This is a genomic window from Meinhardsimonia xiamenensis (assembly GCF_900102905.1).
Classification (GTDB): domain Bacteria; phylum Pseudomonadota; class Alphaproteobacteria; order Rhodobacterales; family Rhodobacteraceae; genus Meinhardsimonia; species Meinhardsimonia xiamenensis.
Genome location: NZ_FNFV01000002.1, coordinates 48,259 through 74,222 on the forward strand (window position 1 = coordinate 48,259; position 25,964 = coordinate 74,222).

24 protein-coding genes are annotated in these 25,964 nt (G+C 69.0%); 14 read left to right on the forward strand and 10 right to left on the reverse strand.

Annotation, left to right across the window (positions count from 1 at the left end; genetic code table 11):
* Window positions 1–54 precede the first annotated feature (54 nt).
* Complete coding sequence (ubiA, locus tag BLQ14_RS04090; protein ID WP_245656939.1) at window positions 55–1,023, reverse strand: 4-hydroxybenzoate octaprenyltransferase; 969 nt, start codon at window positions 1,021–1,023, stop codon at window positions 55–57.
* 12 nt (window positions 1,024–1,035) lie between these two features.
* On the opposite strand from ubiA, the gene BLQ14_RS04095 reads away from it, so the two are divergent.
* The 4 genes from BLQ14_RS04095 to BLQ14_RS04110 all read left to right on the forward strand — a co-directional run bounded on the left by BLQ14_RS04095 (window position 1,036) and on the right by BLQ14_RS04110 (window position 4,944).
* Window positions 1,036–1,761, forward strand: coding sequence for a 16S rRNA (uracil(1498)-N(3))-methyltransferase (locus BLQ14_RS04095; RefSeq protein WP_092499429.1), 726 nt, complete (start codon window positions 1,036–1,038; stop codon window positions 1,759–1,761).
* Between the two features lie 100 nt (window positions 1,762–1,861).
* Entirely contained in the window at window positions 1,862–2,404 is a 543-nt protein-coding gene (locus BLQ14_RS04100; RefSeq protein WP_092498543.1) for a hypothetical protein, read from the forward strand.
* 83 nt (window positions 2,405–2,487) lie between these two features.
* Window positions 2,488–3,858 carry a glutamate--cysteine ligase gene (locus BLQ14_RS04105; protein WP_092498545.1) on the forward strand — a complete coding sequence of 457 codons (1,371 nt, stop codon included), beginning with the start codon at window positions 2,488–2,490 and terminating at the stop codon, window positions 3,856–3,858.
* A gap of 297 nt (window positions 3,859–4,155) precedes the next feature.
* On the forward strand, window positions 4,156–4,944 hold the full coding sequence (locus BLQ14_RS04110; RefSeq protein WP_143004457.1) for a hypothetical protein: 789 nt from the start codon (window positions 4,156–4,158) through the stop codon (window positions 4,942–4,944).
* 3 nt (window positions 4,945–4,947) lie between these two features.
* Here BLQ14_RS04110 and plsY read toward each other — a convergent pair whose 3' ends face one another.
* Genes plsY through BLQ14_RS04125 form a run of 3 tightly spaced genes read right to left on the reverse strand, consistent with a single transcriptional unit; the run spans window position 4,948 to window position 7,782 of the window.
* Window positions 4,948–5,541, reverse strand: a complete 594-nt coding sequence (gene plsY / locus BLQ14_RS04115) for a glycerol-3-phosphate 1-O-acyltransferase PlsY (protein WP_092498549.1) — start codon at window positions 5,539–5,541, stop codon at window positions 4,948–4,950.
* 10 nt (window positions 5,542–5,551) lie between these two features.
* The gene (pyrC, locus tag BLQ14_RS04120) at window positions 5,552–6,844 is read right to left on the reverse strand and encodes a dihydroorotase (RefSeq protein WP_092498551.1); all 1,293 of its coding nucleotides are present in this window, start codon (window positions 6,842–6,844) and stop codon (window positions 5,552–5,554) included.
* On the reverse strand, window positions 6,841–7,782 hold the full coding sequence (locus BLQ14_RS04125) for an aspartate carbamoyltransferase catalytic subunit (RefSeq protein ID WP_092498553.1): 942 nt from the start codon (window positions 7,780–7,782) through the stop codon (window positions 6,841–6,843). Before BLQ14_RS04125 ends, pyrC begins: the two co-directional genes overlap by 4 nt.
* A gap of 257 nt (window positions 7,783–8,039) precedes the next feature.
* On the opposite strand from BLQ14_RS04125, the gene BLQ14_RS04130 reads away from it, so the two are divergent.
* The 5 genes from BLQ14_RS04130 to BLQ14_RS04150 all read left to right on the forward strand — a co-directional run bounded on the left by BLQ14_RS04130 (window position 8,040) and on the right by BLQ14_RS04150 (window position 15,006).
* Window positions 8,040–8,846 (forward strand): uracil-DNA glycosylase, encoded by an 807-nt coding sequence (locus BLQ14_RS04130; protein WP_092498555.1) that lies wholly within the window; start codon window positions 8,040–8,042, stop codon window positions 8,844–8,846.
* A 1-nt stretch (window position 8,847) separates the two neighbouring features.
* Window positions 8,848–9,459, forward strand: a complete 612-nt coding sequence (locus BLQ14_RS04135) for a metallophosphoesterase family protein (protein WP_092498557.1) — start codon at window positions 8,848–8,850, stop codon at window positions 9,457–9,459.
* Between the two features lie 16 nt (window positions 9,460–9,475).
* On the forward strand, window positions 9,476–10,018 hold the full coding sequence (gene moaB, locus BLQ14_RS04140) for a molybdenum cofactor biosynthesis protein B (RefSeq protein WP_092498559.1): 543 nt from the start codon (window positions 9,476–9,478) through the stop codon (window positions 10,016–10,018).
* Window positions 10,019–10,112: 94 nt separating this feature from the next.
* Complete coding sequence (locus BLQ14_RS04145; RefSeq protein ID WP_092498561.1) at window positions 10,113–11,573, forward strand: efflux RND transporter periplasmic adaptor subunit; 1,461 nt, start codon at window positions 10,113–10,115, stop codon at window positions 11,571–11,573.
* A 4-nt stretch (window positions 11,574–11,577) separates the two neighbouring features.
* Window positions 11,578–15,006: an efflux RND transporter permease subunit gene (locus tag BLQ14_RS04150; RefSeq protein ID WP_092498563.1), complete on the forward strand. Its 3,429-nt coding sequence runs from the start codon at window positions 11,578–11,580 to the stop codon at window positions 15,004–15,006.
* Between the two features lie 14 nt (window positions 15,007–15,020).
* Here BLQ14_RS04150 and BLQ14_RS04155 read toward each other — a convergent pair whose 3' ends face one another.
* Window positions 15,021–15,896 (reverse strand): protein-disulfide reductase DsbD domain-containing protein, encoded by an 876-nt coding sequence (locus BLQ14_RS04155; protein ID WP_245656941.1) that lies wholly within the window; start codon window positions 15,894–15,896, stop codon window positions 15,021–15,023.
* A 113-nt stretch (window positions 15,897–16,009) separates the two neighbouring features.
* Between BLQ14_RS04155 and BLQ14_RS04160 the strand changes: the two genes are divergently transcribed.
* Both BLQ14_RS04160 and recO read left to right on the forward strand, forming a co-directional pair.
* Window positions 16,010–16,585 carry a YqgE/AlgH family protein gene (locus tag BLQ14_RS04160; protein WP_092498565.1) on the forward strand — a complete coding sequence of 192 codons (576 nt, stop codon included), beginning with the start codon at window positions 16,010–16,012 and terminating at the stop codon, window positions 16,583–16,585.
* A 21-nt stretch (window positions 16,586–16,606) separates the two neighbouring features.
* A complete protein-coding gene (gene recO, locus BLQ14_RS04165) occupies window positions 16,607–17,332 on the forward strand; it encodes a DNA repair protein RecO (RefSeq protein ID WP_092498567.1) in 726 nt (241 codons plus the stop codon).
* Between the two features lie 6 nt (window positions 17,333–17,338).
* Here recO and BLQ14_RS04170 read toward each other — a convergent pair whose 3' ends face one another.
* The gene (locus BLQ14_RS04170) at window positions 17,339–19,021 is read right to left on the reverse strand and encodes an acyl-CoA dehydrogenase family protein (RefSeq protein WP_092498569.1); all 1,683 of its coding nucleotides are present in this window, start codon (window positions 19,019–19,021) and stop codon (window positions 17,339–17,341) included.
* A 167-nt stretch (window positions 19,022–19,188) separates the two neighbouring features.
* Here BLQ14_RS04170 and BLQ14_RS04175 point away from each other — a divergent pair, with 167 nt between their 5' ends.
* Window positions 19,189–19,959, forward strand: coding sequence for a sulfite exporter TauE/SafE family protein (locus BLQ14_RS04175; RefSeq protein ID WP_092498571.1), 771 nt, complete (start codon window positions 19,189–19,191; stop codon window positions 19,957–19,959).
* A 6-nt stretch (window positions 19,960–19,965) separates the two neighbouring features.
* On the opposite strand, the gene BLQ14_RS04180 is transcribed toward BLQ14_RS04175, so the two are convergent.
* The 3 genes from BLQ14_RS04180 to dgcN form a co-directional block, all read right to left on the reverse strand.
* A complete protein-coding gene (locus BLQ14_RS04180) occupies window positions 19,966–20,817 on the reverse strand; it encodes a D-amino-acid transaminase (RefSeq protein ID WP_092498573.1) in 852 nt (283 codons plus the stop codon).
* 24 nt (window positions 20,818–20,841) lie between these two features.
* Window positions 20,842–21,807, reverse strand: coding sequence for an N-acetyl-D-Glu racemase DgcA (gene dgcA / locus BLQ14_RS04185; protein WP_092498575.1), 966 nt, complete (start codon window positions 21,805–21,807; stop codon window positions 20,842–20,844).
* A gap of 68 nt (window positions 21,808–21,875) precedes the next feature.
* The gene (dgcN, locus tag BLQ14_RS04190; protein WP_092498577.1) at window positions 21,876–22,877 is read right to left on the reverse strand and encodes an N-acetyltransferase DgcN; all 1,002 of its coding nucleotides are present in this window, start codon (window positions 22,875–22,877) and stop codon (window positions 21,876–21,878) included.
* A gap of 270 nt (window positions 22,878–23,147) precedes the next feature.
* On the opposite strand from dgcN, the gene BLQ14_RS04195 reads away from it, so the two are divergent.
* Window positions 23,148–24,122: an L-malyl-CoA/beta-methylmalyl-CoA lyase gene (locus tag BLQ14_RS04195; RefSeq protein WP_092498579.1), complete on the forward strand. Its 975-nt coding sequence runs from the start codon at window positions 23,148–23,150 to the stop codon at window positions 24,120–24,122.
* Window positions 24,123–24,205: 83 nt separating this feature from the next.
* Window positions 24,206–25,165, forward strand: a complete 960-nt coding sequence (locus BLQ14_RS04200; protein WP_092498581.1) for an acetyl-CoA carboxylase carboxyltransferase subunit alpha — start codon at window positions 24,206–24,208, stop codon at window positions 25,163–25,165.
* 69 nt (window positions 25,166–25,234) lie between these two features.
* Here BLQ14_RS04200 and BLQ14_RS04205 read toward each other — a convergent pair whose 3' ends face one another.
* Window positions 25,235–25,960, reverse strand: a complete 726-nt coding sequence (locus tag BLQ14_RS04205; RefSeq protein ID WP_211295353.1) for a ribonuclease activity regulator RraA — start codon at window positions 25,958–25,960, stop codon at window positions 25,235–25,237.
* Window positions 25,961–25,964 lie beyond the last annotated feature (4 nt).

The window sequence follows — 25,964 nt, forward strand, 5'->3', positions numbered from 1 at the left end:
CTTCCCAGCCCCCTGTTGCGGCCACTGCTTAGGCACTCGCGCCGGAGCTGTCCATCACAGCACCAGCGCGGCGGCAAGAAACAGCACAACGATCAGCCCCGCGTCGCGGTTGGCGCGGAAGAGCGCGAGGCAGCGGTCGGGGTCGTCGATGTCAAGCCGGCGGAGCTGCCACATCAGGTGCCAGCCAAAGGCCCAGACGCCCCCGAGCGCGACGACGAGCGAGAGGATGTCGGCGCCGGGCACCATCGCCCCGATCACCGCCACCATCATCAGAAACACCGCCGCCAGCATGAAGCCCGCGAGCACCCGATGCGTGGCCGCGCCGAAGAGACGCGCGGTGGATTTCACCCCGATCAGCGCGTCGTCCTCCTTGTCCTGATGGGCATAGATGGTGTCGTAGAACACCGTCCACGCAATGCCGGCAAGCCACGGCACCGCCGCGGGCCATTCCAGCGTGCCGCGATGCGCGGCCCAGCTTAGAAGCGCGCCCCAGTTGAAGGCGATGCCCAGAAACACCTGCGGCCACCATGTGAAGCGCTTGGCGAAGGGGTAGATTGCAACCGGGACGAGCGAGGCGAGCCCGAGCATGATCGCCGCGGGCGGGAAGGTGAGCAGGATGGCGAAGGCGAGAAGTGCCTGCGCCACCATCCACGCCGCCGCGCCCTTCACGCTGACCTGGCCCGAGGGAATGGGGCGTGAGCGCGTGCGCGCCACGCGGGCGTCGAACTCGCGGTCGGTGATGTCGTTCCAGGTGCAGCCTGCCCCCCGCATGAGCCAGGCGCCAAGCCCGCAGCCGATGGCGATCCAGAAGTCGTAGAGCCCGAAGCGGCCGTCGGCATTGGCGGCGAGCAGAAGCCCCCACCAGCAGGGCAGGAGCAGAAGCCAGGTGCCGATCGGCCGGTCGGCGCGGCTGAGGCGCAGATACGGCCGCGCCCAGGCGGGCGCGCGCCGGTCCACCCAGTTGCCGGCCACCGCGTCGGCCACGGTGCCGGTGGTCTCTGGCGCCTCGAAGGAAGCGGGCATAAGAACGTTCCCATGACAGAGGCAAGGATCCGTCTTCATGTAGACCATCCGCTGGCGGCGGGGCAATCGGTGAGCCTCACGCGCGAGCAGGCGCATTATCTCTTCAACGTCATGCGCCTTGGCCCCGGCGCGCGGGTGCTGCTCATCAACTCCCGTGACGGCGAATGGCTGGCCGAGGTTCTCGAGGCCGGCAAGCGCGCGGGAAGGCTCGCGGTGCTCGAGCAGACCCGGCCCTTGCAGCCGCCGCCCGACCTGTGGCTTCTCTTCGCGCCGATCAAGAAGGCCCGCACCGACTTCATCGTCGAGAAGGCCGCGGAGATGGGGGCGGCGCGGATCCTGCCCGTTCAGACCGAGTTCACCAATGCCGAGCGCATCCGTCGCGACCGGCTGCAGGCGCATGCGGTGGAGGCGATCGAGCAATGTGGGGGCACCTATGTGCCGCCGGTCGAAGAGCTGCAGCCGCTCGACCGGCTGCTCGCGGGCTGGACCCCTGAACGGCGGATCATGTTCGCCGACGAGTCGCTCGTGGGGGCGCGCGCCGCGCTCGAGGGGGCGGCGCCGGGGCCGTGGGCCATTCTCATCGGCCCGGAGGGCGGGTTTTCGCCGGCCGAGCGGGCGCGGCTCAGGTCGCTCGACTTCGTGGTGCCGGTGAGCCTCGGCCCGCGCATTCTGCGCGCCGACACCGCGGCGGTGGCGGCCATGACCGTCTGGCAGATGACGCTGGGTGACTGGCGGTGAGGCGCGCCACAGAATTGCCGGGATCAAGGGTTAGCCTTGCGCTCCGCGAGCAGATGGCTTTGTGCCGAGAGAACAGAGAATGACGCAGGCGATATCTGCCATGTCTTTCATACGTCCCGAGCTGCGGGTCCAACTCATGCGCTGGCGCGAGGCGCTGCTTGGCGCGGCGGTGGCTTGCGTTGCCGCCTATTGGGCCGTGACATCCCTGAGCACGGTCGGCCGTGCCGCGGGGACGAGCTTTGCCATAGTCGGGCTCCTGATTCTCTTTGCCGGGATCCAGCGCGCGCGCTTCCGCCGCGGCAGCGGCGGGGCCGGGGTGGTGCAGCTCGACGAGGGCGTGGTTGTCTATTTCGGCCCTTTCGAGGGCGGCGCCGTGGCCGTCGAGGCGCTCGAGCGGGTGGAGCTTGACCCGGCGCCGCCCGCCGGGGCCTGGGTTCTCACCACGGCGGAGAATCGCGCCCAGCCGCTTGTCATCCCCACCGACGCGGCGAATGCCGAGGCGCTGTTCGACGTCTTCGCCGCGCTCGAGGGGCTCGATACCGAGCGGATGCTGCGCCATCTTGCAAGCCACCCCGGCGAGCGCGTTCCGGTGTGGGAGGCCCCGCAAAGGGCAGGCCGCGCGCCGCGTCTGACGCGCTCCTGAAGGCGGCGGCCGCGCTGCATTGACACCGTCAAGCTTTCCTTTCACTCCTGCGGTCCGATCGTGACAGACCCGGAAGGTATCCGATGTCCATCCCCCAGTCGGGCGGCGGCCCCGTTGAGCGTTACGAACAGCTGGTCGAGTATCTCGAAGCCGGCTGCAAGCCGAAGTCCGAATGGCGCATCGGCACCGAGCACGAGAAGTTCGGCTACTGCCGCGACACGCATCTGCCGCTGCCCTATGACGGGCCGCGCTCGATCCGCGAGATGCTCGAGGGCCTGCGCTACCGCTTCGGCTGGTCGCCGGTCTTCGAGGGGGAGTATCTCATCGGGCTCGAGAAGGACGGCGCCAACATCAGCCTCGAGCCGGGCGGGCAGCTCGAGCTTTCCGGCGCGCCGCTCGAGACCATTCACCAGACCTGCGACGAGGTGAACGCGCATCTGCGCCAGGTCAAGGAGATCGCCGAGACGATCGGCGCGGGCTTCATCGGCCTGGGCGTGGCACCGGAATGGACGCATGAGCAGATGCCGATGATGCCCAAGGGCCGCTATCGGCTGATGACGGGCTACATGGACCGCGTCGGCAGATTCGGAAAGGCGATGATGTATCGCACCTGCACGGTGCAGGTGAACCTCGACTTCGGCTCCGAGGCCGACATGGTCAGGAAGCTGCGCGTGGGGTTGAGCCTGCAGCCGGTGGCCACGGCGCTCTTTGCCAACTCGCCCTTCTTCGAGGGCAGGCTGACCGGCTACAAGAGCTTCCGCTCGCGCATCTGGCGCGATCTCGACCCGGCGCGCACCGGCATGCTGCCCTTCGTCTTCGAAGAAGGGTTCGGCTTCGAACGCTGGGTGGAATACGCGCTCGATGTGCCGATGTATTTCGTCTACCGCGACGGCAAGTACATCGACGCGCTGGGCCAGTCCTTCCGCGACTTTCTCGAGGGGCGGCTTCCGGCGCTTCCGGGCGAGAAGCCCACGCTTTCGGACTGGGCCGATCACCTGACCACGATCTTCCCCGAGGCGCGGGTGAAGCGCTTCATCGAGATGCGCGGGGCCGATGGCGGGCCGTGGCGGCGGCTCTGCGCGCTGCCGGCGCTGTGGACGGGGCTGATGTATGATGAGGGCGCGCTCGATGCGGCGTGGGATCTCGTCAAGGGCTGGGACGCTGAGACGCGCGAGGCGCTGCGCGTGGCCGCCTCCAAGGACGCGCTTCAGGCGAAGGTGGGCAACATTGACATGCGCGCGCTGGCCGGCGAGGTTGTCGAGATCGCCAAGGCCGGGCTCAAGGCGCGTGCGCGGCCGGGGCTTGGCGGCATGGTGCCCGACGAGCGGCATTTCCTGCACGCGCTCGAGGAGAGCATCGAGACGGGGCAGGTGCCGGCCGACGAGCTCATCGCCCGCTACAAGGGCGCGTGGCAGGGCGACCTGAGCCGGATCTACGAGGAATACAGTTACTGAGAGCGACAGCCCCGAGCAAATCGCAGTGGAATAGGAAGGTGTGCTGCTTTCGACCGTTTGGCCCGGCCGACACGCCGGGCAGCGCCCGCCCCGCCCCCCAGGCGGGCGCTTCCGCGCCCACCTCGGGCCGGGCGCTGCCCTCCCCCCTTTGATCGAGGTGGTGACTTCCGGCACGTTGGCCGGCGTGAGCGCCAAATGCGATTGCCCCGGCAGTATCCCGCCGCCGGCTTGATCGGCTTCTGCATCGCCGTATCATTACCAGGCCTATCTGGTTCGGAGGAAGTCGCGGGATCCGCCATGCTGAGGAGGGTTTCGGGATGCCTCGTCCTCGCCCTTGCGACTGCAGCGACCGGGGTTTTCGCTGAGGACATCGAGGGCCTCTATCGCCCGCCAGGCAGCAATTGGAGTTGCGACATTGTTGATCTTGGAATGGACGGCGGTGCGCTGGGGTTCATCGACAACACGTTCTATGGTGTCGAGAATGCCTGTGACGTGATTTCGGCGGTGCCGGACGGCGATTGGACCGCGCTGAGGCTGGCCTGCGCCGGCGAAGGTGAAACCTATTACGACGCGTTCCGTGTCCGAAAGATCGATGGCGGGCTCGAATTTGACCGGGAGGGGAACCGCTTTGTCTGGGAAAGCTGCGCGCGCGGCTCCACAGTCCTCGCCGAGGGCGGCAGCGAAACGCGTAACCGCGGCTGGACCGCGAGCTTTGGACAGGGCTGGCTCGAATTCGCAACGCGGGACGATCTGGGCAATGAAATCATCCTGGCCTGCAACACCGGCGGCTTCCCTCTCGAACATGCAGGTTCAATCTTTGTGAGGATCGCAGGGCGCCCGGTTCCGCCCGGACCGATCGTCTTTTCCGTCGATGGCCAGCGCATGACCTATGAGGCCGACAGGGAGGGAGGCGTCACCATCATGGACTGCCGGGTCTGCCTCGACAATTTCAACCACCTTCTGGAAAAGATCGCGGCTGGACAGAAGCTGACGATCATCCCCTCCGGTGGCGGCTCGGTCAGCTTCTCGTTGCGGGGTTCGCGCCGGGCGATCGGCCGGTATCCGGCGTGTCCGGGGCCGGGCTGACGCTCAGCCCTTCCGCCCGATCCTGGGCTCCGTCCCGTCGATGAGCCGTCGGATGTTGGCGTGGTGGCGGGCGATGACGCAGGCCGACATCACCGCCACCAGCGCCGCCCCGTGCCAGTGATAGAAAAGCCCCGTCCAGAGCGGCGCCAGCGCCATCGCCACGATGGCCGAGAGCGAGGAGTAGCGACTGATCGCGGCGGTCACGAGCCAGCTTGCGCAGGTCGCAAGCCCCGCCGGAAAGCTCAGCGCCAGCAGCATCCCAAGCGCCGTGGCCACGCCCTTGCCGCCGCGAAAGCCCAGGTAGAGCGGGAAGAGATGACCGAGCATGGCAAAGAGGCCAGCGACGCCCGCCGCCGCCTCGCCCGCCCAGAGCCGCGCGAGCACAACGGCGATCGCGCCCTTGCCCGCGTCGCCGATCAGCGTCAGGAGCGCGGCGAGCTTGTTGCCGGTGCGCAGCACATTGGTCGCGCCGATGTTGCCCGAGCCGATCTTGCGGATGTCGCCAAGCCCGAAGGCGCGGGCCACCACGATGCCAAAGGGGATGGAGCCCAAAAGATAGGCGGCAAGTGCTGCAAGGCCGAGGGTTGTCCAGTCCATCGCGCGCTTCCTACTCCGCCGTGAACACGGGCGCCCCGCCGACCCAGGTCTTCTTCACCTTGCCCTGAAGGCGGGCGCCGTCAAACGGCGTGTTCTTCGACTTCGAGCGCAGCGTGAAGCGGTCGAGCACGAAGGGCGCGTCGGGGTCGAAGAGCACCAGATCGGCCGGCGCACCCGCCACGAGCCGCCCGCCTTCGAGCCCGAGCCGGCGCGCGGGATTGAGCGAGAGCACCCGGAAGAGCTGCGGCAGCGTGAGGATTCCGCCGTGATAGAGCCGCAGCGCCGCGGGCAAGAGCGTCTCGAGCCCCACCGCGCCCGAGGCCGCCTCCTCGAAGGGCAGGCGCTTTGACTCCTCGTCCTGCGGCGTGTGCATCGAACATATGACATCGATGAGCCCCTCGGCCACCGCCTCGGCCACGGCAAGGCGGTCTTCCTCGGAGCGCAGCGGCGGCTTGAGCTTGAAGAAGGTGCGATAGTCGCCCACGTCGAGCTCGTTGAGCGTGAGGTGATGGATCGACACGCCAGCGGTCACGTCGAGCCCGTTTTCCTTGGCCCGGCGCAGCGCGGGCAGGGCACGGGCGGTGGTGATCTGGTCGGCGTGGTAGCGCGCGCCGGTCATCTCCACGAGCGCAAGGTCGCGGTCGAGCGCCATGCGCTCGGCCATCGGCGAGACGGACGGCAGCCCGCGCAGCGAGGCGAATTTTCCGGAGGTGGCGCAGGCGCCGGCCGAAAGCCCCGGATCCTGCACATGCGCGACGACGAGCGCGCCGAGCCCGCGCGCATAGGTCAGGCAGCGCGAGAACACCTTGGTATCGGCAACCACCCGGTCGCCATCGCTGAAGGCAACGGCGCCGGCATCGCTGAGAAAGCCGATCTCGGTCATCTCGCGCCCCTCGCGCCCCTTGGTCAGCGCGGCCATCGGCGCGATGCGCACGACCGAATCGACCTGCGCCCGGCGCGAGACGAATTCGAGCTGCTCGGGGCTGTCGATGGGCGGGGTGGTGTCGGGGCGCGTGACCATGGTGGTCACCCCGCCCGCCGCGGCCGCCTGCCCGGCCGAGCGGAAGCTCTCCTTGTGCCGTTCGCCCGGCTCGCCGACCTTCACGCCGAGATCGACGATGCCGGGGGCGAGAAACAGCCCGCCGCAGTCTTCCACCCGGGCGGCGCGGCTGCGCGCGGCCGTGATTTCCGCTCCCGCCGAGAGGATCGCCTTGATGCAGCCGTTCTCGATGAGCAGCGCGCCGGGCTGGACCCTGTCTTTCTCGGGGTCGATCAGCCGGGCGTTTTCCAGAAGCAGGCTCACGCTGCCCTCCTTCGGCGCAGGTTGCGCGCCAGAAGCTCCATCACCGCCATGCGCACCGCAACGCCCATCTCCACCTGATCCTGGATCACCGAGCGGTTGATGTCGTCGGCGAGCGTGCCGTCGATCTCGACCCCGCGGTTCATCGGGCCGGGGTGCATGACGATGGCATCATCGGCGGCATGGGCGAGCTTCTCGGCATCGAGCCCGTAACGATGGTAGTATTCACGTTCGGAGGGAATGAAGCCGCCGTCCATCCGCTCCTTCTGCAGCCGCAGCATCATCACCACATCCGCGCCCTTGAGCCCCTCGCGCATGTCCTCGAACACCTCCACCCCGAAGCTGTCTATTCCCGCGGGCATGAGGGTGGGTGGCCCGATGAGGCGGATGCGGCTTTCCATCTTGCCCAGAAGCAGGATGTTGGAACGGGCAACGCGCGAGTGGGCGATGTCGCCGCAGATCGCCACGGTGAGCCGATGAAGCCGGCCCTTGGCGCGGCGGATGGTCAGCGCGTCGAGCAGCGCCTGGGTGGGGTGCTCGTGCCGCCCGTCGCCGGCGTTGATGACCGCGCAGTTGACCTTCTGGGCGAGCAGATCGACCGCCCCGGACTGGGGATGGCGGACGACGAGAAGGTCGGGGTGCATGGCATTGAGGGTGAGCGCGGTGTCGATCAGCGTCTCGCCCTTCTTGATGGAGCTTGCCTGCATCGACATGTTCATCACATCCGCCCCCAGCCGCTTGCCGGCAAGCTCGAAGGAGGCCTGGGTGCGGGTGGAGGCCTCGAAGAACATGTTGATCTGGGTGAGGCCCGCGAGCGCGTCGGCATGCTTGCGCGGGCCGCGGTTGAGCTCGACGTAGCCCTCGGCGAGGTCGAGCACGGCGAGGATTTCGTCAGGGCCCAGATGCTCGATGCCCAGGAGGTGATCCTTGCGGAATGTCATCGTTGCGCCCCGCCCTTGTCTTTCGGGCGCTTATAGGGCGGGGCAACGGTGGCCGGCAAGCGCGGGTAATCGCCCGCAGCGAGAGGCGGCGGACCGGGGGGCGAGGCCCGGACGGGGGAATGGGTATTTTCACCAGGGTGATGGAACAGGACGCTGGCGCTGCCGTCCGGCCGGGCCGGGCAAGGGCGCGTCGGATCGCGGGGGCGGCCGGTCGCGGGGCCGTTTACCTTGCCCGCGCTTCCACCTAGCTTCGCGGCATGGGACGCGATCTCACACAGGCCGAGATTCGGGCGCTTCTGGAGTGGCAGGCGGAGCTGGGCGCCGACGAGGCGATCGGCGAGACGCCCCTCAACCGCTACGAGCTGCCCGAGGAGGCGCCGCGCGTGCTGGACAAGCCCGTGGCGCGGGGGGAGCGGCCCACTGATTCGCTGGCGCCGGCGCCGGCGCAGGCAGAGGCGACCGATCCGGTCGCCGTTGCCCGCGCCGCGGCCGAGCGGGCGCAGAGCCTTGAGGAGCTGCGCGCGGCGATGGAGGCTTTCGATCTGTGCGAGCTCAAGCGGGGCGCGCGCCAGCTTGTGTTTGCCGACGGCAACCCGGAGGCGCGGGTGATGATCGTGGGCGAGGCACCCGGCCGCGACGAGGACCGCATCGGGCGACCCTTCGTGGGCCGGGCGGGCCAGCTTCTTGACCGGATGCTGGCGGCGATCGGGCTCTCGCGCAACGCACCCGACCCCGCGCATGCCGTCTACATCACCAATGTGCTGCCTTGGCGGCCGCCGCAGAACCGCGACCCCACGCCGCAGGAAATCGCCATGATGCTGCCGTTTCTCAAGCGGCACATCGAGCTTGTCGACCCCGAGGTGCTGGTGCTGATGGGCAATATCGCCACCCAGGCGCTTCTGGGCCGGCGCGGCATCACGCGGCTGCGCGGGCAATGGACGGAAGTGATGGGCCGGCCGGCACTGCCGATGTTCCACCCCGCCTATCTTCTGCGGAATCCCCATGCCAAGCGCGAGGCATGGGCCGATCTTCTCGAGCTGCAGGCGAAACTGAACGGGAAGTGACATGCGCATTCTGGCCTTTTCCGACCTGCACCTCTCCCGCACCCGCGCCGAGGCGCTGGTGGAGGCGAGCCGGGGTGTCGATCTCGTCATCGGCGCGGGCGACTTCTGCAACGCGCGCGCCGGGCTCGATCAGGCGATGGCGATGCTCTCGGGCCTCGCCGCCCCGCTTCTTGCGGTGCCGGGCAATGCCGAAAGCGCCGAAGAGCTGCGCGCGGCGGCACCTGAGGCGACGGTGTTGCACGGGGAGGGTGCGGTGATCGGGGGCGTGCGCTTCTTCGGCCTTGGCGGCGGGGTGCCGGTGACACCCTTCGGCGCCTGGTCCTTCGATCTGACGGAGGCGGCGGCGGAGGAACTGCTCGCTGCCTGCGAGGCGGCCGATGTGCTTGTCACCCACTCCCCGCCCAAGGGCGTGGCGGATGCGACGTCCGCGGGGCTTTCGGTTGGCTCCACGGCGATCCGAGCCGCCATCGAGCGGCTGCAGCCGGCGCTTGCGCTTTGCGGCCATGTCCATGAAGCATGGCGGCAGGAAGGGCGGATCGGCAGAACGCGCGTCGTCAATCTCGGCCCGTTTGCGCATGTGTTCGAGGTGTCGCCGGAAGCGGGCGGCCAGTGAAGGGGGAGGCGTCGAGATGAGCCGGATTGACGAGAGCAGGGAATTCATCCCGGTCCGCATCGCGGTGCTGACGGTGTCGGACACGCGCAGCCTCGCCGAGGACCGCTCGGGCGACACGCTGGTGCAGCGCATCAAGGCGGCGGGTCACATCCTCGCCGACCGCAAGATCCTGCCTGACGAGCGTGAGGAGATCGCTGCGCAGCTGCGTGCCTGGTGCGCCGATCCGAACGTTGACGTGATCATTTCCACGGGCGGCACGGGGCTGACCGGCCGCGATGTGACGGTGGAGGCGCACCGCGACGTCTATGAAAAGGAGATCGAGGCCTTCGCCACCGTCTTCACCATCGTCTCGATGCAGAAGGTCGGCACCTCCGCCGTGCAGAGCCGGGCCACGGGCGGCGTGGCGCAGGGCACCTATCTCTTCGCGCTTCCGGGCAGCCCCGGTGCCTGCCGTGACGCCTGGGACGAGATCCTCGCCTTCCAGCTCGACTACCGCCACCGGCCCTGCAACTTCGTCGAGATCATGCCGCGGCTCGACGAGCATCTGCGACGGAAGTGAGCGCGGGGCGCGTATCAGCCTGTGCATTGGAGATTGGAGGGCAGTTGCGCCGGCACTATCTTGAGGTGCCGGACCATGCGGGAGTTGCGCGCCGATGCGTTTTCTGCGCCGCACGCTTGTGGGGCTGTTTCTCGCCGCGCTGACGGCGGGGCTGCTGGCGCTTGCAGGAGATCTTCTCGTCTCGGCGCTGCAGGCGCGCTGGGCGAAGGAAGACCGGCCGTTTCGGGCAAGCGAGAGGGTTTTTGCCGTTGACGTGGTGCGCGTGGAGCCGGGCCGCGTGACGCCGGTAATCACCAGCTTCGGCGAAATCAGAAGCCGCAGGGCGCTTGACCTGCGCGCCGCGGCCGGCGGGCCGGTGATCGCCATCGGCCCCAACTTCGAGGAAGGGGGGCGGGTGGAGGCGGGCGAGCTGCTCTTCGCCATCGATCCGGCTGATGCGGAAGCCGCGCGGGATGTCGCCCGCACCGATCTGGCCGAGGCCGAGGCGGAGCTTGCCGAGGCCACGCGGGCGGTGACGCTGGCAGGGGATGATCTTCAGGCGGCGCTCGAACAGGAGGCGCTGCGGGTGCAGGCGCTCGAGCGGCAGAAGAGCCTGCTTGCCCGCGGCGTGGGCACCGAGGCGGCGGTGGAGGCGGCCGCACTGGCCGCGGCCTCGGCAAAGCAGGCGGTGGTCTCGCGCCGGCAGGCTCTGGCGCAGGCCGAGGCGCGGGTGGATCAGGCCCGCACGGCGCTCGAGCGGCGGCGCATCGCGCTTGCCGAGGCCGAGCGGCGGGTGGCCGAGACGGAAGCACGGGCCGAATTCGCCGGCACGCTCGCAGATGTGACGCTGGTGGAGGGCGCAATCATTCAGGCCGGTGAACGTGTCGCGCGACTCATCGACGCCGCTGCGCTGGAGGTCGCCTTTCGCCTGTCCGCCCAGCAGTATGCGCGCCTTCTTGGGCCGGACGGGCGGCTCTTGCCCGCGCACGTTAGCGTGTCGCTCGAGGTGCTGGGGCTCGACATCACCGCCAGCGGCCGGATCAGCCGCGAGAGCGCCGTGGTCGGCGAGGGGCAGACAGGCCGGCAGCTTTTCGCCACGCTCGAGGCGGCGCGCGGCTTCCGGCCCGGCGATTTCGTCACCGTCACCATCGAGGAGCCGGAGCTTGAGGGCGTCGCGCTCCTGCCGGCCACGGCGGTTGACGGCGCCGGGCGGGTGCTGGTGGTGGGCGAGGGCGAGCGGCTTGAGGTCGCACAGGTGGAGGTGCTGCGCCGTCAGGGCGACGCGGTGATCGTTGCTGCGGGCGCGCTCGCGGGGCGCGAGGTGGTGGCCCGACGCTCGCCGCTTCTGGGCGAGGGCATCCGCGTGCGGCCGCTGCGCGACACGGGCGAAGAGGCGCCGCCCCCCGAGCCGGAAATGCTGGAGCTTTCCGAGGAGCGGCGGGCGCGGCTCATTGCCTTCATCCAGTCGAACGAACGCATGCCTCGGGAGGTGAAGGAGCGCCTTGTTGGCCAGCTTTCCCAGCCGAAGGTTCCCGCCGCCATGGTCGCCCGCCTCGAGTCGCGGATGGGAGGCTGAGGCGATGGCGGAGCGTTTCGCCCGGCTGGGCGGGCTTCTTTCCTATTTCACCCGCCACCGCACCGCGGCGAATCTGCTTCTGGTCGTGCTGGTCGCGCTTGGCCTTGCCGCGGCACCGCGCATGCGGGCGCAGTTCTTTCCCGATGTGGTGATCGAGACGGTGAGCGTCTCGGTTGCCTGGCCCGGCGCGGGGGCGGAGGATGTCGATGCCGGCATCGTGCAGCTGCTCGAGCCCGCGCTTCTCGCGGTGGAAGGGGTGGAGAGCAGCACCGCCGTCTCGCGCGAGGGCGGCGCCACCATCATGCTCGACTTCGAGCCGGGCTGGGACATGGCCCGCGCCGCCGACGAGGTGCAGGCGGCCGTCGATGCCGTCACCACGCTGCCCGAGGAGGCCGAGGAGCCGCAGGTGCGGCGCGGTGCCTGGCGCGACCGGGTGACCGATGTGGTCATCACCGGCCCGGTGGGGGTGGAGCAGCTCGGCCGGTTTGCCGACGAGTTCGTCACCCGCCTTTTCGCCGAGGGCGTCACGCGCACCACCATCCGCGGCGTGGCCGCGCCCGAGATCGTGGTGGAGGTGCCCTCCATCGCGCTCATCCGCCATGACCTGACCATGGCCGAAATCGCTGCCGCGATCGCCGAGGAGGCCGCCGCCGACCCTGCCGGCGATGTGGAGGGAGCGAATGCGCGCGTGCGCACCGGAAGCCCCAAGCGCAGCGCCGCCGAGATCGCCGCCATCGCGCTGCGCTCCAACCCCGATGGCTCGAAGCTCACCATCGGCGATGTCGGCCGCGTGATCGAGGGCGGGGCGGATCGCGACCGCGCCTATTTCGTGGGGGAAAATCCGGCTGTGTCGATCCGCGTCGACCGCTCCGACCTGGGCGACGCCATCGGCATCCAGCGCACGGTGGAGAAGGTGGCGGCCGAAATGGCGCCGGCGCTGCCCGAGGGCGTGAGCATCGACCTCATCCGCACGCGCGCCGAATACATCACCGGGCGGCTGAAGATCCTCATGGACAACGGCCTGTTGGGGCTGGGGCTCGTTCTCGCGCTTCTGTTCCTGTTTCTCAACGCGCGCACGGCCTTCTGGGTGGCCGCGGGCATTCCGGTGGCGATGGCGGCTACCATCGCGCTGATGTACGCCTTCGGGCTGACCATCAACATGATCTCGCTCTTTGCGCTCATCATCACGCTGGGCATCGTGGTCGATGACGCCATCGTGGTGGGGGAGCATGCCGACTTCCGCGCGCGGCGGCTGGGCGAAGGTCCGGTCGAGGCGTCCGAGAACGCCGCGCGGATCATGTTCGCGCCGGTGTTCTCGGCCACCATGACCACCGTCATTGCCTTCTTCGGCCTTGTCGCCATTGGCGGCCGCTTCGGCGACCTGATCGCCGACATTCCCTTCACCGTGATCGTGGTGCTGCTTGCCTCGCTCGTGGAGTGCTTCCTGATCCTGCCCAACCACATGGCGCATTCCCTGCGCCACTCGGCAAGGCGCCACTGGTACGACCTGCCGAGCCGGGCCGTGAACGCGGCCTTCGGATGGTTCCGCGAAACCCTGTTCAGGCGGCTGATGCGGGTGGTCATCCACGCCCGTTATCCGGTGCTGGCCGGGTTGGTGGCGCTTCTGGCCTGGCAGGCGGCAGCGTTCATCCGCGGTGATCTGCCGTGGCGCTTCTTCAACGCGCCCGAACAGGGCTCGGTCACCGGGAACTTCGCCATGGCGCCGGCAGCGCGGCGCGAAGACACGCTCGCCCAGCTGCGCGAGATGCAGCGCGCGGTGGAGGCGGTCGCCCGGCGCTACGAGGCGCAATACGGGCGCAACCCGGTCGAATACGTGATCGCCGAGATCGGCGGCAATGCCGGGCCCGGGCTCTCGGGCTCCGACACCAGGGAGCCGCATCAGCTGGGCGCCATCTCCATCGAGCTCATCGATGCCGACCTTCGCCCCTACTCTTCCTTCGCCTTCGTGGCCGATCTGCAGGAGGAGGTGCGCCCCCATCCGCTGAGCGAGACGATCAGCTTCCGCGGCTGGCGGTCCGGACCCGGCGGCGATGCGCTCGATGTCGAGCTTTACGGCGCGGACGGGGAAACGCTCAAGGCGGCCGCCGAGGAGCTCAAGCGCATGCTTGCCACCTTCCCCGAGGTCAGCGGCCTTGAGGACAGCCTTGCCTATGACAAGGAGGAGTTCATTCTCGATCTCACCCCGCAGGGGCAGGCGCTGGGCTTCACCATCGACGCGTTGGGGCGTGTCCTGCGCAACCGGCTGAACGGCATCGAGGCGGCGAGCTTCCCCGACGGTCCGCGTTCGGCAACGATCAGGGTGGAGCTGCCCGCGGGCGAGCTGACGGCCGATTTCCTCGACCGGATGCAGATCAGGAGCCCGGCGGGCGAGTACGTGAGCCTTTCGGACATCGTCAGCGTCGAACGGCGTGCGGGCTTTTCCACCGTCAGGCGGGAGAACGGGCTGCGGGTTGTCTCCGTCACCGGCGACATCGCCGAGGACGACGCCGCCCGCGCCGCCGAGATCGACGCGCGGTTGCGGGATGAACTGCTGCCACAGATCGAGGAGCGCTTCGGCATCTCCATCCGCCTTGCCGGGATTGCGGAGGAGGAAAGCGCGTTTCTGTCGGATGCGCGCACGGGCTTTCTTCTGTGCCTGCTCGGCATCTACCTGACGCTTGCGTGGATCTTCGCCAGCTGGTCGCGGCCGCTGGTGGTGATGGCGGTGATCCCCTTCGGGCTCATCGGTGCCTTCTGGGGCCACCAGCACTGGGACGTGCCGCTCAGCATGTTTTCGGTGGTGGGGCTCATCGGCATGACCGGCATCATCATCAACGACTCGATCGTGCTGGTGACCACGGTGGACGCCTACGCACGCGAGCGCGGGCTCTTTCCCGCCATCGTCGACGCCGCCTGCGACCGGCTGCGGGCGGTGCTGCTGACCACGGCGACCACCGTGCTGGGGCTTGCGCCGCTCCTTTACGAGACCTCTCAGCAGGCGCAGTTTCTCAAGCCCACGGTGATCACGCTGGTCTATGGCCTCGGCTTCGGCATGGTGCTGGTGCTGCTGCTGGTGCCGGTGCTTCTGGGCATCGGGCAAGACATTGGGCGGCACATCCGCGCCCTGCGCCGGGCGCTCGGCCGGCCACTGCGCGCGCGTGGCATCGGCCTGGCAGCTGCGGGCGGCCTTGTGGGGGTCGTGGTGCTGTTTGCGCTGACGCTTGGCGCGGTGTTCGTGCGCGGCCGCCTGCCGTCGGGGGTGGAAGCGCTTCTGGCTGCTCTGCCGGTGCCGATTCGGGTTGCGGCACCGGCGCCGACGGCGCTCGGGGTGTTTCTTGCCGGCGCCGCGCTATGGCTTCTCGCGCTCTATGTGGTTGCGGCTTTGGCGATGGCGCTGTCGGGGCGGCAGCGGCGGGCGCGCGGGGCGGGTTGAGGCCGGCTCACCCCTCATCCGGTGCAGCCGCGGATGTCCACCGCCGCGCCGCTCCCATCCAGAACCGTGATGCGCAGCGCGTCCGGCGAGAAGGGGAAGGGGCGGGCGAAGGGAGGCACCATCTCCGCCATCGCGACCAGCTCGCCGCCTTCGCGTCGGGTTCTGGCCTCGGAGATCCAGACGCTGCGGTCGGGCAGCTCGAACACGGCGATCTCCTCTCCGCTGCCGAGCGCGGGCATCGCGATGCGGGCGGTCACGCGCAGCCCGTCGGCGATGTCCTCGGCCGTGCAGCGGACTTGCGCCACGCCCGCCGCCTGTGCCGCCAGCGGCCTGCGGGCGAGCGCGGCATCGATGCGCGGATCGGGTGCGCCCGGCCCGGCGAGCTCGGCCGAGAGGGTGAGCGCCACCGGCAGGCACACGGTCTCGCACACCCCGAGCTCGAGACTGGCGTGAAGGCGCACCGGGCCGGGACGCTCGGGCGTGATTTCGACCGGAAGGATGACCTCGGTCCGGTAGCCCAGGATCGTCAGGCCGTTCTGGCGGATCACCTCGGGGGCCGGCCAATGCAGCGCCGCCGCCGCGAGGTTGGACGAGCCGCTCCAGTCGAAACGGGGCGGTATGCCCGCATCGCCCGGTGCGCGCCAGTAGGTCTTCCAGCCCGGCGCCAGCCGTATCCTGACCGCCGACATCCGGGTGCCCGCCTCGGTGAGCCAGCCGGGCAGGATGTCAACCGAAGCCACCGCGGACAGGGCGGGGGGCGCCGCTTCGCCCGCGCCGGCGCGGCCCGCCGCCGCGAGGCAGACCGCCCCGGCCAAAGCCAGGGCAAGAGCCAGGGCAAGAGCCATATCGCGCGCGAGCCGTGCGAAAATCGTCCTGAGTGTTCCGATCATGGCGCGAACATAGGTGCGGACGGCGGCCGAGGAAATCACATTGGGGCGAGGAAGGCGCGGATGACGCGGCGCTGCCCTCTTGCAGTCGCGCGCCGAAGCACCACTATTGGACCATGACACAGCCGACATCCTTCACCGGCCTTGCCGGCAAACTTCTCATCGCCATGCCCGGAATGGGTGATCCCCGTTTCGAGCGTTCGGTCGTCTTCATGTGCGCCCATTCGCCGGAGGCGGCGATGGGCCTCATCGTCAACAAGCCCACGCCCAACCTCCGGCTTGACGAGATGCTCCAGCAGCTCGGCATCACCCCGGGCCCGGCAAGCGTCGGCCGTCCCGTGCATTTCGGCGGGCCGGTCGAGACCGGACGCGGGTTTGTCCTGCACAGCGCCGATTACGAGGTCGAGGGCGCGACGCTGAAGGTGGACGATGCCTTTTCCATGACCGCCACCCTCGACATCCTGCGCGACATCGCGCAAGGCACCGGGCCCGCGCGCTGGCTGGCGACTCTGGGCTATGCGGGCTGGGGGCCGGGGCAGCTCGATCACGAGATCCAGATGAACGGCTGGCTCACCTGCGACGCTGACCCGAAGATCGTCTTCGACACGCCCGACAGCGAGAAATGGAACGCGGCGCTCAAGTCGCTCGGGGTGGATGCGGTCTCGCTCTCGGCCGCCGCCGGGCGGGCCTGAGCGCAACCCGGCGGGCCGGGCATGGAGTGGCGTGACGAGGGCTTTGTCATCGCCGTTCGCCCGCATGGCGAGAACGGCGCGATTGTCGAGGCCTTCACCGCTGCGCACGGCCGGCACGCAGGCCTTGTGCGCGGCGGCGCGGGGCGGCGGCTTGCCCCGGTTCTCCAGCCCGGCACGCAGCTGCAACTGACATGGCGCGCGCGGCTCGAGGAGCATCTGGGCAGCTACACCGTGGAGCCGGTGAAGGCGCGCGCCGGGGCGGTGATGGGCGACCGGCTGGCGCTGGCGGCGCTCGGTTCGGTCTGCGCGCTTCTGAGCTTCGCGCTGCCCGAGCGCGAGCCGCACCCGCGGCTCTATGAGCGCACGCTGAAGCTTCTCGACCTTCTGGGAGACGACCGGGACTGGCCGCTGGCCTACCTCATCTGGGAAGCCGCTCTTCTGGAAGAGACGGGCTTCGGCCTTGACCTTTCCGCCTGTGCCGTCACCGGCGAGGCCGATGACCTTGCCTATGTCTCGCCGAAGAGCGGCCGGGCGGTAAGCCGGGCCGGGGCAGGGGAGTGGGCCGAGCGGCTGTTGCCGCTGCCCCCCTGCCTTCTGGGCGCCGAAGGGGCGACGGCCGAGGAGATTGCGGCGGGTCTGCGCACCACCGGCCATTTCCTCGAGCACCGGCTGGCGCCCGCCCTTGGCGAACGCCCGCTGCCGGCGGCCCGGCGGCGCCTTGTCGAGGCCTGGGCCCGGCGGCTCTGAGCGCCTTCAGGAGAGGAGCCTGCGCGCGATCACCTGCGCCTGGATCTCGGCCGCGCCCTCGAAGATGTTGAGAATGCGCGCGTCGCACAGCACCCGGCTGATCGGATACTCCAACGCGAATCCGTTGCCGCCGTGGATCTGCACCCCATTGTCGGCCGCCGCCCAGGCCACGCGCGCCCCCAGAAGCTTGGCCATCCCCGCCTCGAGGTCGCAGCGCCGGCCGCCGTCCTTCTCGCGCGCGGCGTGATAGGTGAGCTGGCGGGCGATCATGATTTCCACCGCCATCGTGGCGAGCTTGCCCGACACGCGCGGGAAGGCGATGAGCGGCTTGCCGAACTGGCGCCGCTCCTGCGCGTAGCGCAGCGCCAGATCAAGCGCCGACTGCGCCACGCCGATGGCGCGCGCCGCCGTCTGGATGCGGGCCGATTCGAAGGTCTGCATGAGCTGCTTGAAGCCCTGCCCCTCGACCCCGCCCAGAAGGTTCTCGCCCTTTACCCGGAAGCGGTCGAAGGCGAGCTCGTATTCCTTCATGCCGCGATAGCCCAGAACCTCGATCTCGGTGCCGGTGAGCCCCTCGTCGGGGAAGGGGTCATCGTCGGTGCCCGGCGTCTTCTCGGCAAGAAACATCGACAGCCCGCGCCAGTCGGTCGTCTCGGGGTCGGTGCGGGCCAGAAGCGTCATCACATGGGCGCGCGCGGCATGGGTGATCCAGGTCTTGTTGCCGGTGATGAGCCAGTCGTCGCCCTCGCGCACCGCGCGCGTGCGCAGGCTGCCGAGGTCGGAGCCGGTGTTGGGCTCGGTGAACACGGCGGTGGGCAGGATCTCGCCGGAGGCGATCTTGGGCAGCCACTGGCGCTTCTGCGCCTCGGTCCCGCCGCAGAGGATGAGCTCGGCGGCAATTTCCGAGCGGGTGCCGAGCGAGCCCACCCCGATGTAGCCGCGGCTGAGCTCCTCGGAGACGACGCACATCGAGGCCTTCGACAGCCCGAAGCCGCCATATTCCTCGGGGATCGTGAGGCCGAAGACGCCGAGCTCGGCCATCTCGGCGATGATCTCCATCGGGATCAGCTCGTCGCGCAGATGCCAGCCGTGGGCGTGCGGCACCACCCGCTCCTCGGCGAAGCGGCGGAACTGTGCGCGGATCATCTCGAGCTCCTCGTCAAGCCCGGTGGCCCCGAAGCTCGCCGCGCCCTCGGCGGCCTGCATCAGCTCCACAAGCCGCGTGCGGGCCGCCTGCGTGTTGCCCCTCGCGATCAGCTCGGCCACGGCGGGCTGTTCGAGTTCGGCCCGCTCATCCACGCCGACGCCGATCTCGTCCAGCCGCGCGATCTCGCCCTGGCTCATCGGAATGCCGCCCCTGATCTGGGCGAGATACTCACCGAAGGCGATCTGATGGATGAGCGCCTCCATCTCGCCGAATCGCCCCTCTGCCTCTAGCCGGAGCGCCCAGCCCTGCATCTGCGAAAGCGCCTCCACCACCGTGGCAATCCATGCCAGCCCGTGGGCGGCGGTCTGTTCGGCTTCCAGCGCACCCTGAGCGAGCTTTCCTTCCGGCGCGAGCCGCTTGCGCAGCTGCACCGCCGCATGCTCGGCCACCGCGCGTATCGGCTCAAGTGCGGCAGAGGTCAGCTCCAGAAGATTCGGCAAAAGCGCTGCCGAAGGCTGTCGGGTCTGTCCGTCGTGGGGCATGCGTCTCTCCCGTCGAGTGCTGATGTCGGAAATAGGACCTTTGCAGGTGCAGCGCAATAAAAATTCGAAGAGATGTGCAACAGCGCACGAAAATGACCGAAGCGCTTGACGGGTGCACCCGCGCGGCGAAAGCGCTATGACCGAGGGGTGCTTGCGGAACGGGACGGATGACGGGATTTCTTGCCGAGCTGTCGCCGGGTGTTCTGGCCTTCACGCTCGCCGCCACGGTCGCGGCCGGTTTCGTGAAGGGGGCGGTCGGCTTTGCCATGCCGATGATCATGATCTCGGCGCTGGGCTCGGTGCTCAGGCCCGATCTGGCGCTGGCGGCGCTGATCTTGCCAACGCTCCTCTCGAACCTCTGGCAGGCGCTGCGCGGGGGCCTGCGCCCTGCCCTCGCCTCGGCATGGAAGTTCCGCGAATTCGTGGCGATCGTGCTTGTCTTTATTCTCGTCAGCGCGCAGCTCGTGCGGGTTCTGCCCCAGCAGGTGATGTATCTTCTCTTGGGCCTCATGGTCACCGCCTTCGCGCTTGCCCAGCTCATGGGCTGGCGGCCGGTGATCCGCCCCGAACACCGCCGCCGCGCCGAGATCGTCTTGGGCACCATCGCCGGTTTCGTCGGTGGCATCTCGGGCGTGTGGGGGCCGCCCACGGTGCTCTACCTCAACGCCATCGAGGCGCCGAAGCTCGAGCACATCCGCGTCCAGGGCGTGGTCTATGCGCTCGGCTCGGTTGCGCTCCTCGGCGGGCACCTGAACTCGGGCGTGCTCAACGCCACCACGCTGCCCGCCTCGGCGGCGCTCTGCCTGCCCGCGCTTCTTGGCATGGCGCTGGGCTTCCGCCTTTCCGACCGGCTCGACCAGGAGCGCTTCCGCCGCGCCACGCTGGTGGTGCTGACGCTCGCGGGGCTGAACCTGCTGCGCCGCGGCTTCCTTGGCTGAGAGGGATCAGACCGCGTTGCGCCGAGCTTCCTCCACATAGATCTCGCGCAGCCGCCGGGCGATGGGGCCGGGGCGCCCGCCGCCGATCTCGACATCGTCGATCGCCACCACGGGCTGCACGAATGTCGTCGCCGAGGTGATGAAAGCCTCGTCGGCGCCTTGCGCTTCCTCGATGGTGAAGGGCCGCTCCTCCACCTCCATCTGCGCCTCGCGGGCCAGCCGCAGCACGGCGGCGCGGGTGATCCCGTGCAGGATCTCGTTGCCAAGATGGCGGGTGATGATCCTGCCGCCCTTGACGATGTAGGCGTTGTTGGAGGTGCCTTCGGTCACGAAACCTTCCTCGACCATCCAGGCGTCATCGGCGCCGGCGGCCTTGGCCATCATCTTGCCCATGGAGGGGTAGAGAAGCTGCACCGTCTTGATGTCGCGCCGGCCCCAGCGCTCGTCGGGAATGGAGATCACGCGGATGCCGCGTTCGGCCGCGGGGCTCTCGACAATCTGCTTTTCCTGCGTGAACATCACCAGCGTCGGCGCGACGCCCGCGGGATAGACGAAATCCCGGTCCGCCGCGCCGCGCGTGACCTGCAGATAGACAAGCCCTTCCTCGACGCCGTTGCGCCGCACCAGCTCGCGGTGGATTTCCAGAAGCTCCTCGTCGCTGGCCGGCGCGGCCATGTCGAGCTCGGCGAGCGAGCGGCGCAGCCGGCGCATGTGCCCCTCGAAGTCGAGAAGCCTGCCCTCGAGCACGCTCGTCACCTCATAGACACCGTCGGCAAAGAGAAAGCCCCGGTCAAAGACCGAAACCTTCGCCTCCTCCTCGGGCACATACGCACCGTTGACATAGACGATCCGGCTCATGGCTGCTCCTTCCCTTCCCGCGCCCTAGCCCCAGAGCGCCGCTTCGGGGGGGTGTATCCCTTCCGCGTCAAAGGTCAATGGCACCGCGCGGTCGCGCGCCAGAAGCAGCGGCCCGTCAAGATCGACGAACTCGGCCCCCTGCGCCACCAGAACGGCGGGCGCCATAGCAAGCGAGGAGCCCACCATGCAGCCCACCATGATGCCGAAGCCGGCCGCGCGCGCCGCCTCCCGCAGCGCCAGCGCCTCGGTCAGCCCGCCGGTCTTGTCGAGCTTGATGTTGACGAGATCATACTTGGCCCGAAGCCCGGGCAGCGAGGCGCGGTCATGGCAGGCCTCGTCGGCACAGACGGGCACCGGCCGCTCCATCTCGGCAAGCGCGTCATCGGCGCCTGCCGGCAGCGGCTGCTCGACCATCGCCACGCCAAGGCGCACCAGATGCGGGGCAAGCTCGGCGTATAGCTCCGGCGTCCAGCCCTCATTGGCATCGACGATGATGCGCGCATCCCGCGCGCCCTCGCGCACCGCCTCGAGCCGCGCCATGTCGCCCTCGCCGCCAAGCTTGATCTTCAGAAGCGGGCGATGCGCATTCCTCGCCGCCGCCGCGCGCATCCGCTCGGGCGCATCGAGCGAAAGCGTGTAGGCCGTCACCACCGGCCGCGGGGCGGGCAGTCCGGCAAGTTCCCACACCCGGCGCCCGACGCGCTTGGCCTCGAGATCCCAAAGCGCGCAGTCGAGCGCATTGCGCGCGGCACCCGCGGGCAGCATCTCCTGCAGCGCGCGCCGGTCCAGGGGCGGCTCGAGCGCGCGGATCTCGGCCGCCACCCCCTCCACCGTCTCGCCATAGCGGGAATAGGGCACGCATTCGCCCCAGCCGCGCGCCCCGCCATCCTCAAGCGCCACTGTCAGCACCCGCGCCTCGGTGCGCGAGCCGCGCGAGATGGTGAACACCTCCCTGAGCGGAAACACATCCTCGCGCAGCTCGACCTTCATCGCACCCCCTGCCTCATCACCCTGGTGCAAATACCCATTTCACCCGGCAGCCGCCCGCGCAACCTCCGTCAGATCGCCTCGAGCGCCTCAACAAGCCGCTCCGCGCCCTGGCGGAAAGGGTCCACCGTCGGCAGCCCCATGCGCCGCTCGACGCTCTCCAGATAGCTCAGCGCCTCGTCCTCGCCCATCGCCGCGGTGTTGACGGAGATGCCCACCACCTGCGCGCGCGGGTTGGCGATGCGCGCGAGCGGCAGCGCCAGATCGCGCAGCGCCTCGAGGCTTGGCACCGGGTGCTCGGGCAGCCCGCGCAGATGCGTGCGCGTCGGCTCATGGGCGAGGATCAGCGCATCGGGCTGGCCGCCGTGGATGAGCGCCATGGTCACGCCGGAAAAGGAGATGTGAAAGAGGCTGCCCTGGCCCTCGATCATGTCCCAGTGGTCGTCGTCGTTGTCGGGCGTGAGCCACTCCACCGCCCCGGCCATGAAATCGGCCACCACCGCATCGAGCGGCACCCCCTCGCCGGTGATGAGAATGCCCGTCTGCCCCGTGGCGCGAAAGCTCGACTTCATCCCCCGCGCCTTCGCCGCCCGGTCCATGGCGAGCGCGGTGTACATCTTGCCCACCGAACAATCGGTGCCCACGGCGAGGCAGCGCTTGCCGCTGCGCTTGCGACCATTCGCGATGGGATATGCCACGGTCGGCACCCGCACATCGTGCAGCTGCCGGCCATGGGCGCGCGTCGCGGCCACGAGATCGGGCTCGTCGCGCAGAAGATTGTGCAGCCCCGAGGCAAGATCGAAGCCCTCCTCGAGTGCGGCCACCAGCACCTTCTTCCAGGCGGGGCTGATCACGCCGCCGCGGTTGGCCACGCCGATCACCAGTGTCTTCGCGCCCGCCGCCCGCGCCTCTTCAAGCGTCATGTCGGGCAGGCCGACATCGGCCTTGCATCCCTCCATGCGCAGCTGGCCAAGCGCGTGTTCCGGCCGCCAGTCGCGGATGCCCTGCGCCACCTTCGCGGCGAGCTGATCGGGCGCGTCGCCCAGAAACAGAAGATAGGGGGTCTCGATCATCGCGCGGTCTCCTTCGCCTGGCCAGACAATGCTGCGGAAGTCGCGAAATGTCGTCCGAAACTGCGAAGAAATCCCGAAATCCGGCGAATCTTCTTCGGCCAAACGCTCCTTGGACAGGAGTTTGTTGCGTGGAACGGCAGGGGCGTGCCCACCTCGTCCCGCCCCGCTGCATGCTGCGGGTGCAAAACGGACCTTGCGAAGTGACGCGCAATAATCTAGCGACTCAGCGCGGTGAAAGCGAAACGATCTTGCCAGGAGGCTTGTGCCCCGATGTCCTTCCGCGTCCAGCCCGCGCCACCCGCCCGCCCCAACCGCTGCCAGCTCTTCGGTCCCGGCTCGCGTCCGGCGATCTTCGAGAAAATGGCGGCGAGCGCGGCCGATGTCATCAACCTCGACCTGGAGGACAGCGTGGCGCCCGACGACAAGGAGGAGGCAAGGCGCAATGTCATCGCCGCCACCCATGAAATCGACTGGGGAAGCAAGCATCTCTCTGTGCGGATCAATGGGCTCGACACGCCCTGGTGGTACCGCGATGTGGTCGAGCTTCTGGAAAACGCCTCCGAGCGGCTCGATCAGATCATGATCCCCAAGGTGGGCTGCGCGGCGGATGTCTATGCGGTTGATGCGCTCGTCTCGGCGGTGGAGGCGGCGAAGGGCCGGAAAAAGCGCATCAGCCTCGAGGTCATCATCGAGACGGCCGCGGGCATCACCCATGTCAACCAGATCGCCGCGGCAAGCCCGCGGCTTCAGGCGATGTCGATCGGCGCGGCCGATTTCGCCGCCTCGATGGGCATGCAGACCACCGGCATCGGCGGCACGCAGGAAGGCTACTACATGCTTGGGCCGAAGGAACAGCGGCCGCGCCAGCTCGACTATGCCGACCCGTGGCACTGGGCCCAGGCGGCGATCGTCGCCGCGTGCCGCACGCACGGGCTCCTGCCGGTCGATGGCCCGTTCGGCGATTTCTCCGACACCGAAGGCTTCATCGCCCAGGCGCGTCGCTCGGCCACACTTGGAATGGTGGGCAAATGGGCGATCCACCCCAGCCAGGTGGCATTGGCCAACGAGGTCTTCACCCCCTCGGCCGAAGCCGTCGCCGAGGCGCGGGCGATTCTCGCGGCGATGGAGGAAGCCAAGGCCTCGGGGGCGGGGGCGGCCGTCTACAAGGGCCGGCTTGTCGATCTCGCTTCCATCCGTCAGGCCGAAGTGATCGTGCGTCAGGCGGAGATGATCGGCGCCGGCTGAGCGGTTGCGCCCGCGCTCGCGGATTGCATCCTCCCGCCCGTGCCGCCATATACCGCGCACGAAGCGATGAGGGAGCGCCCGGCATGAACTATCTCGAGTTCGAAAAGCCGCTTGCCGAGATCGAGGGCAAGGCCGAGGAGCTGCGGGCGCTCGCACGCGCCAATCCCGAGATGGACGTGGAAAAGGAGGCGCAGGCACTCGACGCCAAGGCGCGGAAGCTTCTGCGCGAGCTCTATGCCAATCTCGACCCGTGGCAGAAGTGCCAGGTGGCCCGCCACCCTGACCGGCCGCACTGCAAGGATTACATCGAGGCGCTCTTCACCGAGTGGACCCCGCTTGCCGGTGACCGCAACTTCGCCGACGACCATGCGGTCATGGGCGGCATGGCGCGTTTCGACGGCCGGCCGGTCATGGTGATCGGACATGAGAAGGGGCATGACACCAGAACCCGCATCGAGCGCAACTTCGGCATGGCCCGGCCCGAGGGATACCGCAAGGCGATCCGCCTGATGGATCTCGCCGACCGTTTCGGCCTTCCGGTGATCACGCTCGTGGACACGCCCGGCGCCTATCCCGGCAAGGGGGCGGAGGAGCGCGGCCAGTCCGAGGCGATTGCGCGCTCGACCGAGAAGTGCCTGCAGATCCGCGTGCCGCTGGTCTCGGTCATCATTGGCGAGGGCGGCTCGGGCGGGGCGGTGGCCTTTGCCACCGGCAACCGCGTGGCGATGCTCGAGCATTCGATCTATTCGGTGATCTCGCCGGAGGGCTGCGCCTCGATCTTGTGGAAGGATGCCGAACGCATGCGCGAGGCGGCCGCGGCTCTGCGGCTGACGGCGCAGGATCTCCTTGCACTCGGCGTGATCGACCGGATCATTCCCGAGCCGGTCGGCGGCGCGCAGCGCGACCGCAAGGCGACGATCGCGGCGGTGGGCGAGGCGATCGGCGAGATGCTCGAGGAGCTTTCGGGCCGCAAGCCCGGCCAGCTCGTTGCCGACCGGCGCCGCAAGTATCTCGACATGGGGCAGAAGGCGCTCGCCTCCTGAGGGGCCCGCCCCGCCGGATCAACGCGGGCGGAGCGGGCTATGCCGTGGTTCGCGGTGGTTCGCGGTGGTTCAGCGCCCGCGCGCCTTGCGCCATTGCTCGAAGGCGGTGCGATGCGCCTCCCTGGTGCAGGGATAGAGGCCGATGATCGAGGCGCCGGCACGCACCTGCTCGATGACGAAATCCTCATAGGCGGTCATCTCCACCGCCTCCTCCGCAATCTCGTCGGCCAGATGGGCGGGGATGACGATTACGCTGTCATCGTCGCCGACGATGACGTCTCCGGGGAAGACGGGCGCGTCGCCGCAGCCGATCGGCCCGTTGATCTCGATGGCCTCGTGCAGGGTCAGGTTGGTCGGGCTCGAGGGGCGCTGATGATAGGCCGGAATGTCGAGTTCGCCGATGCGCATGGCATCGCGAAACCCGCCATCGGTGACGATGCCGGCGGCGCCCCGCATCATCAGCCGGCTGACGAGAATGTCGCCGGCGCTTGCCGCGCGCGCGTCCTTGCGGCTGTCGATCAGCAGGACATGGCCTGGCGGGCAGGTCTCGATGGCCTTGCGCTGCTTGTGCTCGGGGTCGCGGAACACGTCGAGCGTGTTGCGGTCCTCACGCGCGGGCATGTAGCGCAAGGTGAAGGCGGGGCCGACCATGTTGCGCCCCTTGGGGGCAACCGGCCGGACATTCTGGATGACCTGATTGCGCAGGCCGCGCTTGAAGAGCAGCGTGGCAAGGCTTGCCACGGAGACGGTTTCGAGCCGCGCGCGTGTCTCGGCGTTCAGCGATTGTCCGGTCATGTGA

Bases quoted from the DNA above. Each gene is read 5' to 3' on its own strand.
- BLQ14_RS04180 (WP_092498573.1), bottom strand. From the start codon at position 20,817: ATGAGCCGGATCGTCTATGTCAACGGTGCGTATGTGCCCGAGGAGGAG.
- BLQ14_RS04110 (WP_143004457.1), top strand. From the start codon at position 4,156: ATGCTGAGGAGGGTTTCGGGATGCCTCGTCCTCGCCCTTGCGACTGCA.
- BLQ14_RS04205 (WP_211295353.1), bottom strand. From the start codon at position 25,960: ATGACCGGACAATCGCTGAACGCCGAGACACGCGCGCGGCTCGAAACC.
- dgcN (WP_092498577.1), bottom strand. From the start codon at position 22,877: ATGATCGAGACCCCCTATCTTCTGTTTCTGGGCGACGCGCCCGATCAG.
- BLQ14_RS04195 (WP_092498579.1), top strand. From the start codon at position 23,148: ATGTCCTTCCGCGTCCAGCCCGCGCCACCCGCCCGCCCCAACCGCTGC.
- BLQ14_RS04145 (WP_092498561.1), top strand. From the start codon at position 10,113: ATGCGTTTTCTGCGCCGCACGCTTGTGGGGCTGTTTCTCGCCGCGCTG.
- BLQ14_RS04105 (WP_092498545.1), top strand. From the start codon at position 2,488: ATGTCCATCCCCCAGTCGGGCGGCGGCCCCGTTGAGCGTTACGAACAG.
- dgcA (WP_092498575.1), bottom strand. From the start codon at position 21,807: ATGAAGGTCGAGCTGCGCGAGGATGTGTTTCCGCTCAGGGAGGTGTTC.
- BLQ14_RS04155 (WP_245656941.1), bottom strand. From the start codon at position 15,896: ATGATCGGAACACTCAGGACGATTTTCGCACGGCTCGCGCGCGATATG.
- BLQ14_RS04135 (WP_092498557.1), top strand. From the start codon at position 8,848: ATGCGCATTCTGGCCTTTTCCGACCTGCACCTCTCCCGCACCCGCGCC.
- BLQ14_RS04200 (WP_092498581.1), top strand. From the start codon at position 24,206: ATGAACTATCTCGAGTTCGAAAAGCCGCTTGCCGAGATCGAGGGCAAG.
- BLQ14_RS04130 (WP_092498555.1), top strand. From the start codon at position 8,040: ATGGGACGCGATCTCACACAGGCCGAGATTCGGGCGCTTCTGGAGTGG.
- BLQ14_RS04095 (WP_092499429.1), top strand. From the start codon at position 1,036: ATGACAGAGGCAAGGATCCGTCTTCATGTAGACCATCCGCTGGCGGCG.
- BLQ14_RS04175 (WP_092498571.1), top strand. From the start codon at position 19,189: ATGACGGGATTTCTTGCCGAGCTGTCGCCGGGTGTTCTGGCCTTCACG.
- BLQ14_RS04150 (WP_092498563.1), top strand. From the start codon at position 11,578: ATGGCGGAGCGTTTCGCCCGGCTGGGCGGGCTTCTTTCCTATTTCACC.
- BLQ14_RS04125 (WP_092498553.1), bottom strand. From the start codon at position 7,782: ATGACATTCCGCAAGGATCACCTCCTGGGCATCGAGCATCTGGGCCCT.
- recO (WP_092498567.1), top strand. From the start codon at position 16,607: ATGGAGTGGCGTGACGAGGGCTTTGTCATCGCCGTTCGCCCGCATGGC.
- ubiA (WP_245656939.1), bottom strand. From the start codon at position 1,023: ATGCCCGCTTCCTTCGAGGCGCCAGAGACCACCGGCACCGTGGCCGAC.
- BLQ14_RS04100 (WP_092498543.1), top strand. From the start codon at position 1,862: ATGTCTTTCATACGTCCCGAGCTGCGGGTCCAACTCATGCGCTGGCGC.
- moaB (WP_092498559.1), top strand. From the start codon at position 9,476: ATGAGCCGGATTGACGAGAGCAGGGAATTCATCCCGGTCCGCATCGCG.
- BLQ14_RS04160 (WP_092498565.1), top strand. From the start codon at position 16,010: ATGACACAGCCGACATCCTTCACCGGCCTTGCCGGCAAACTTCTCATC.
- BLQ14_RS04170 (WP_092498569.1), bottom strand. From the start codon at position 19,021: ATGCCCCACGACGGACAGACCCGACAGCCTTCGGCAGCGCTTTTGCCG.
- plsY (WP_092498549.1), bottom strand. From the start codon at position 5,541: ATGGACTGGACAACCCTCGGCCTTGCAGCACTTGCCGCCTATCTTTTG.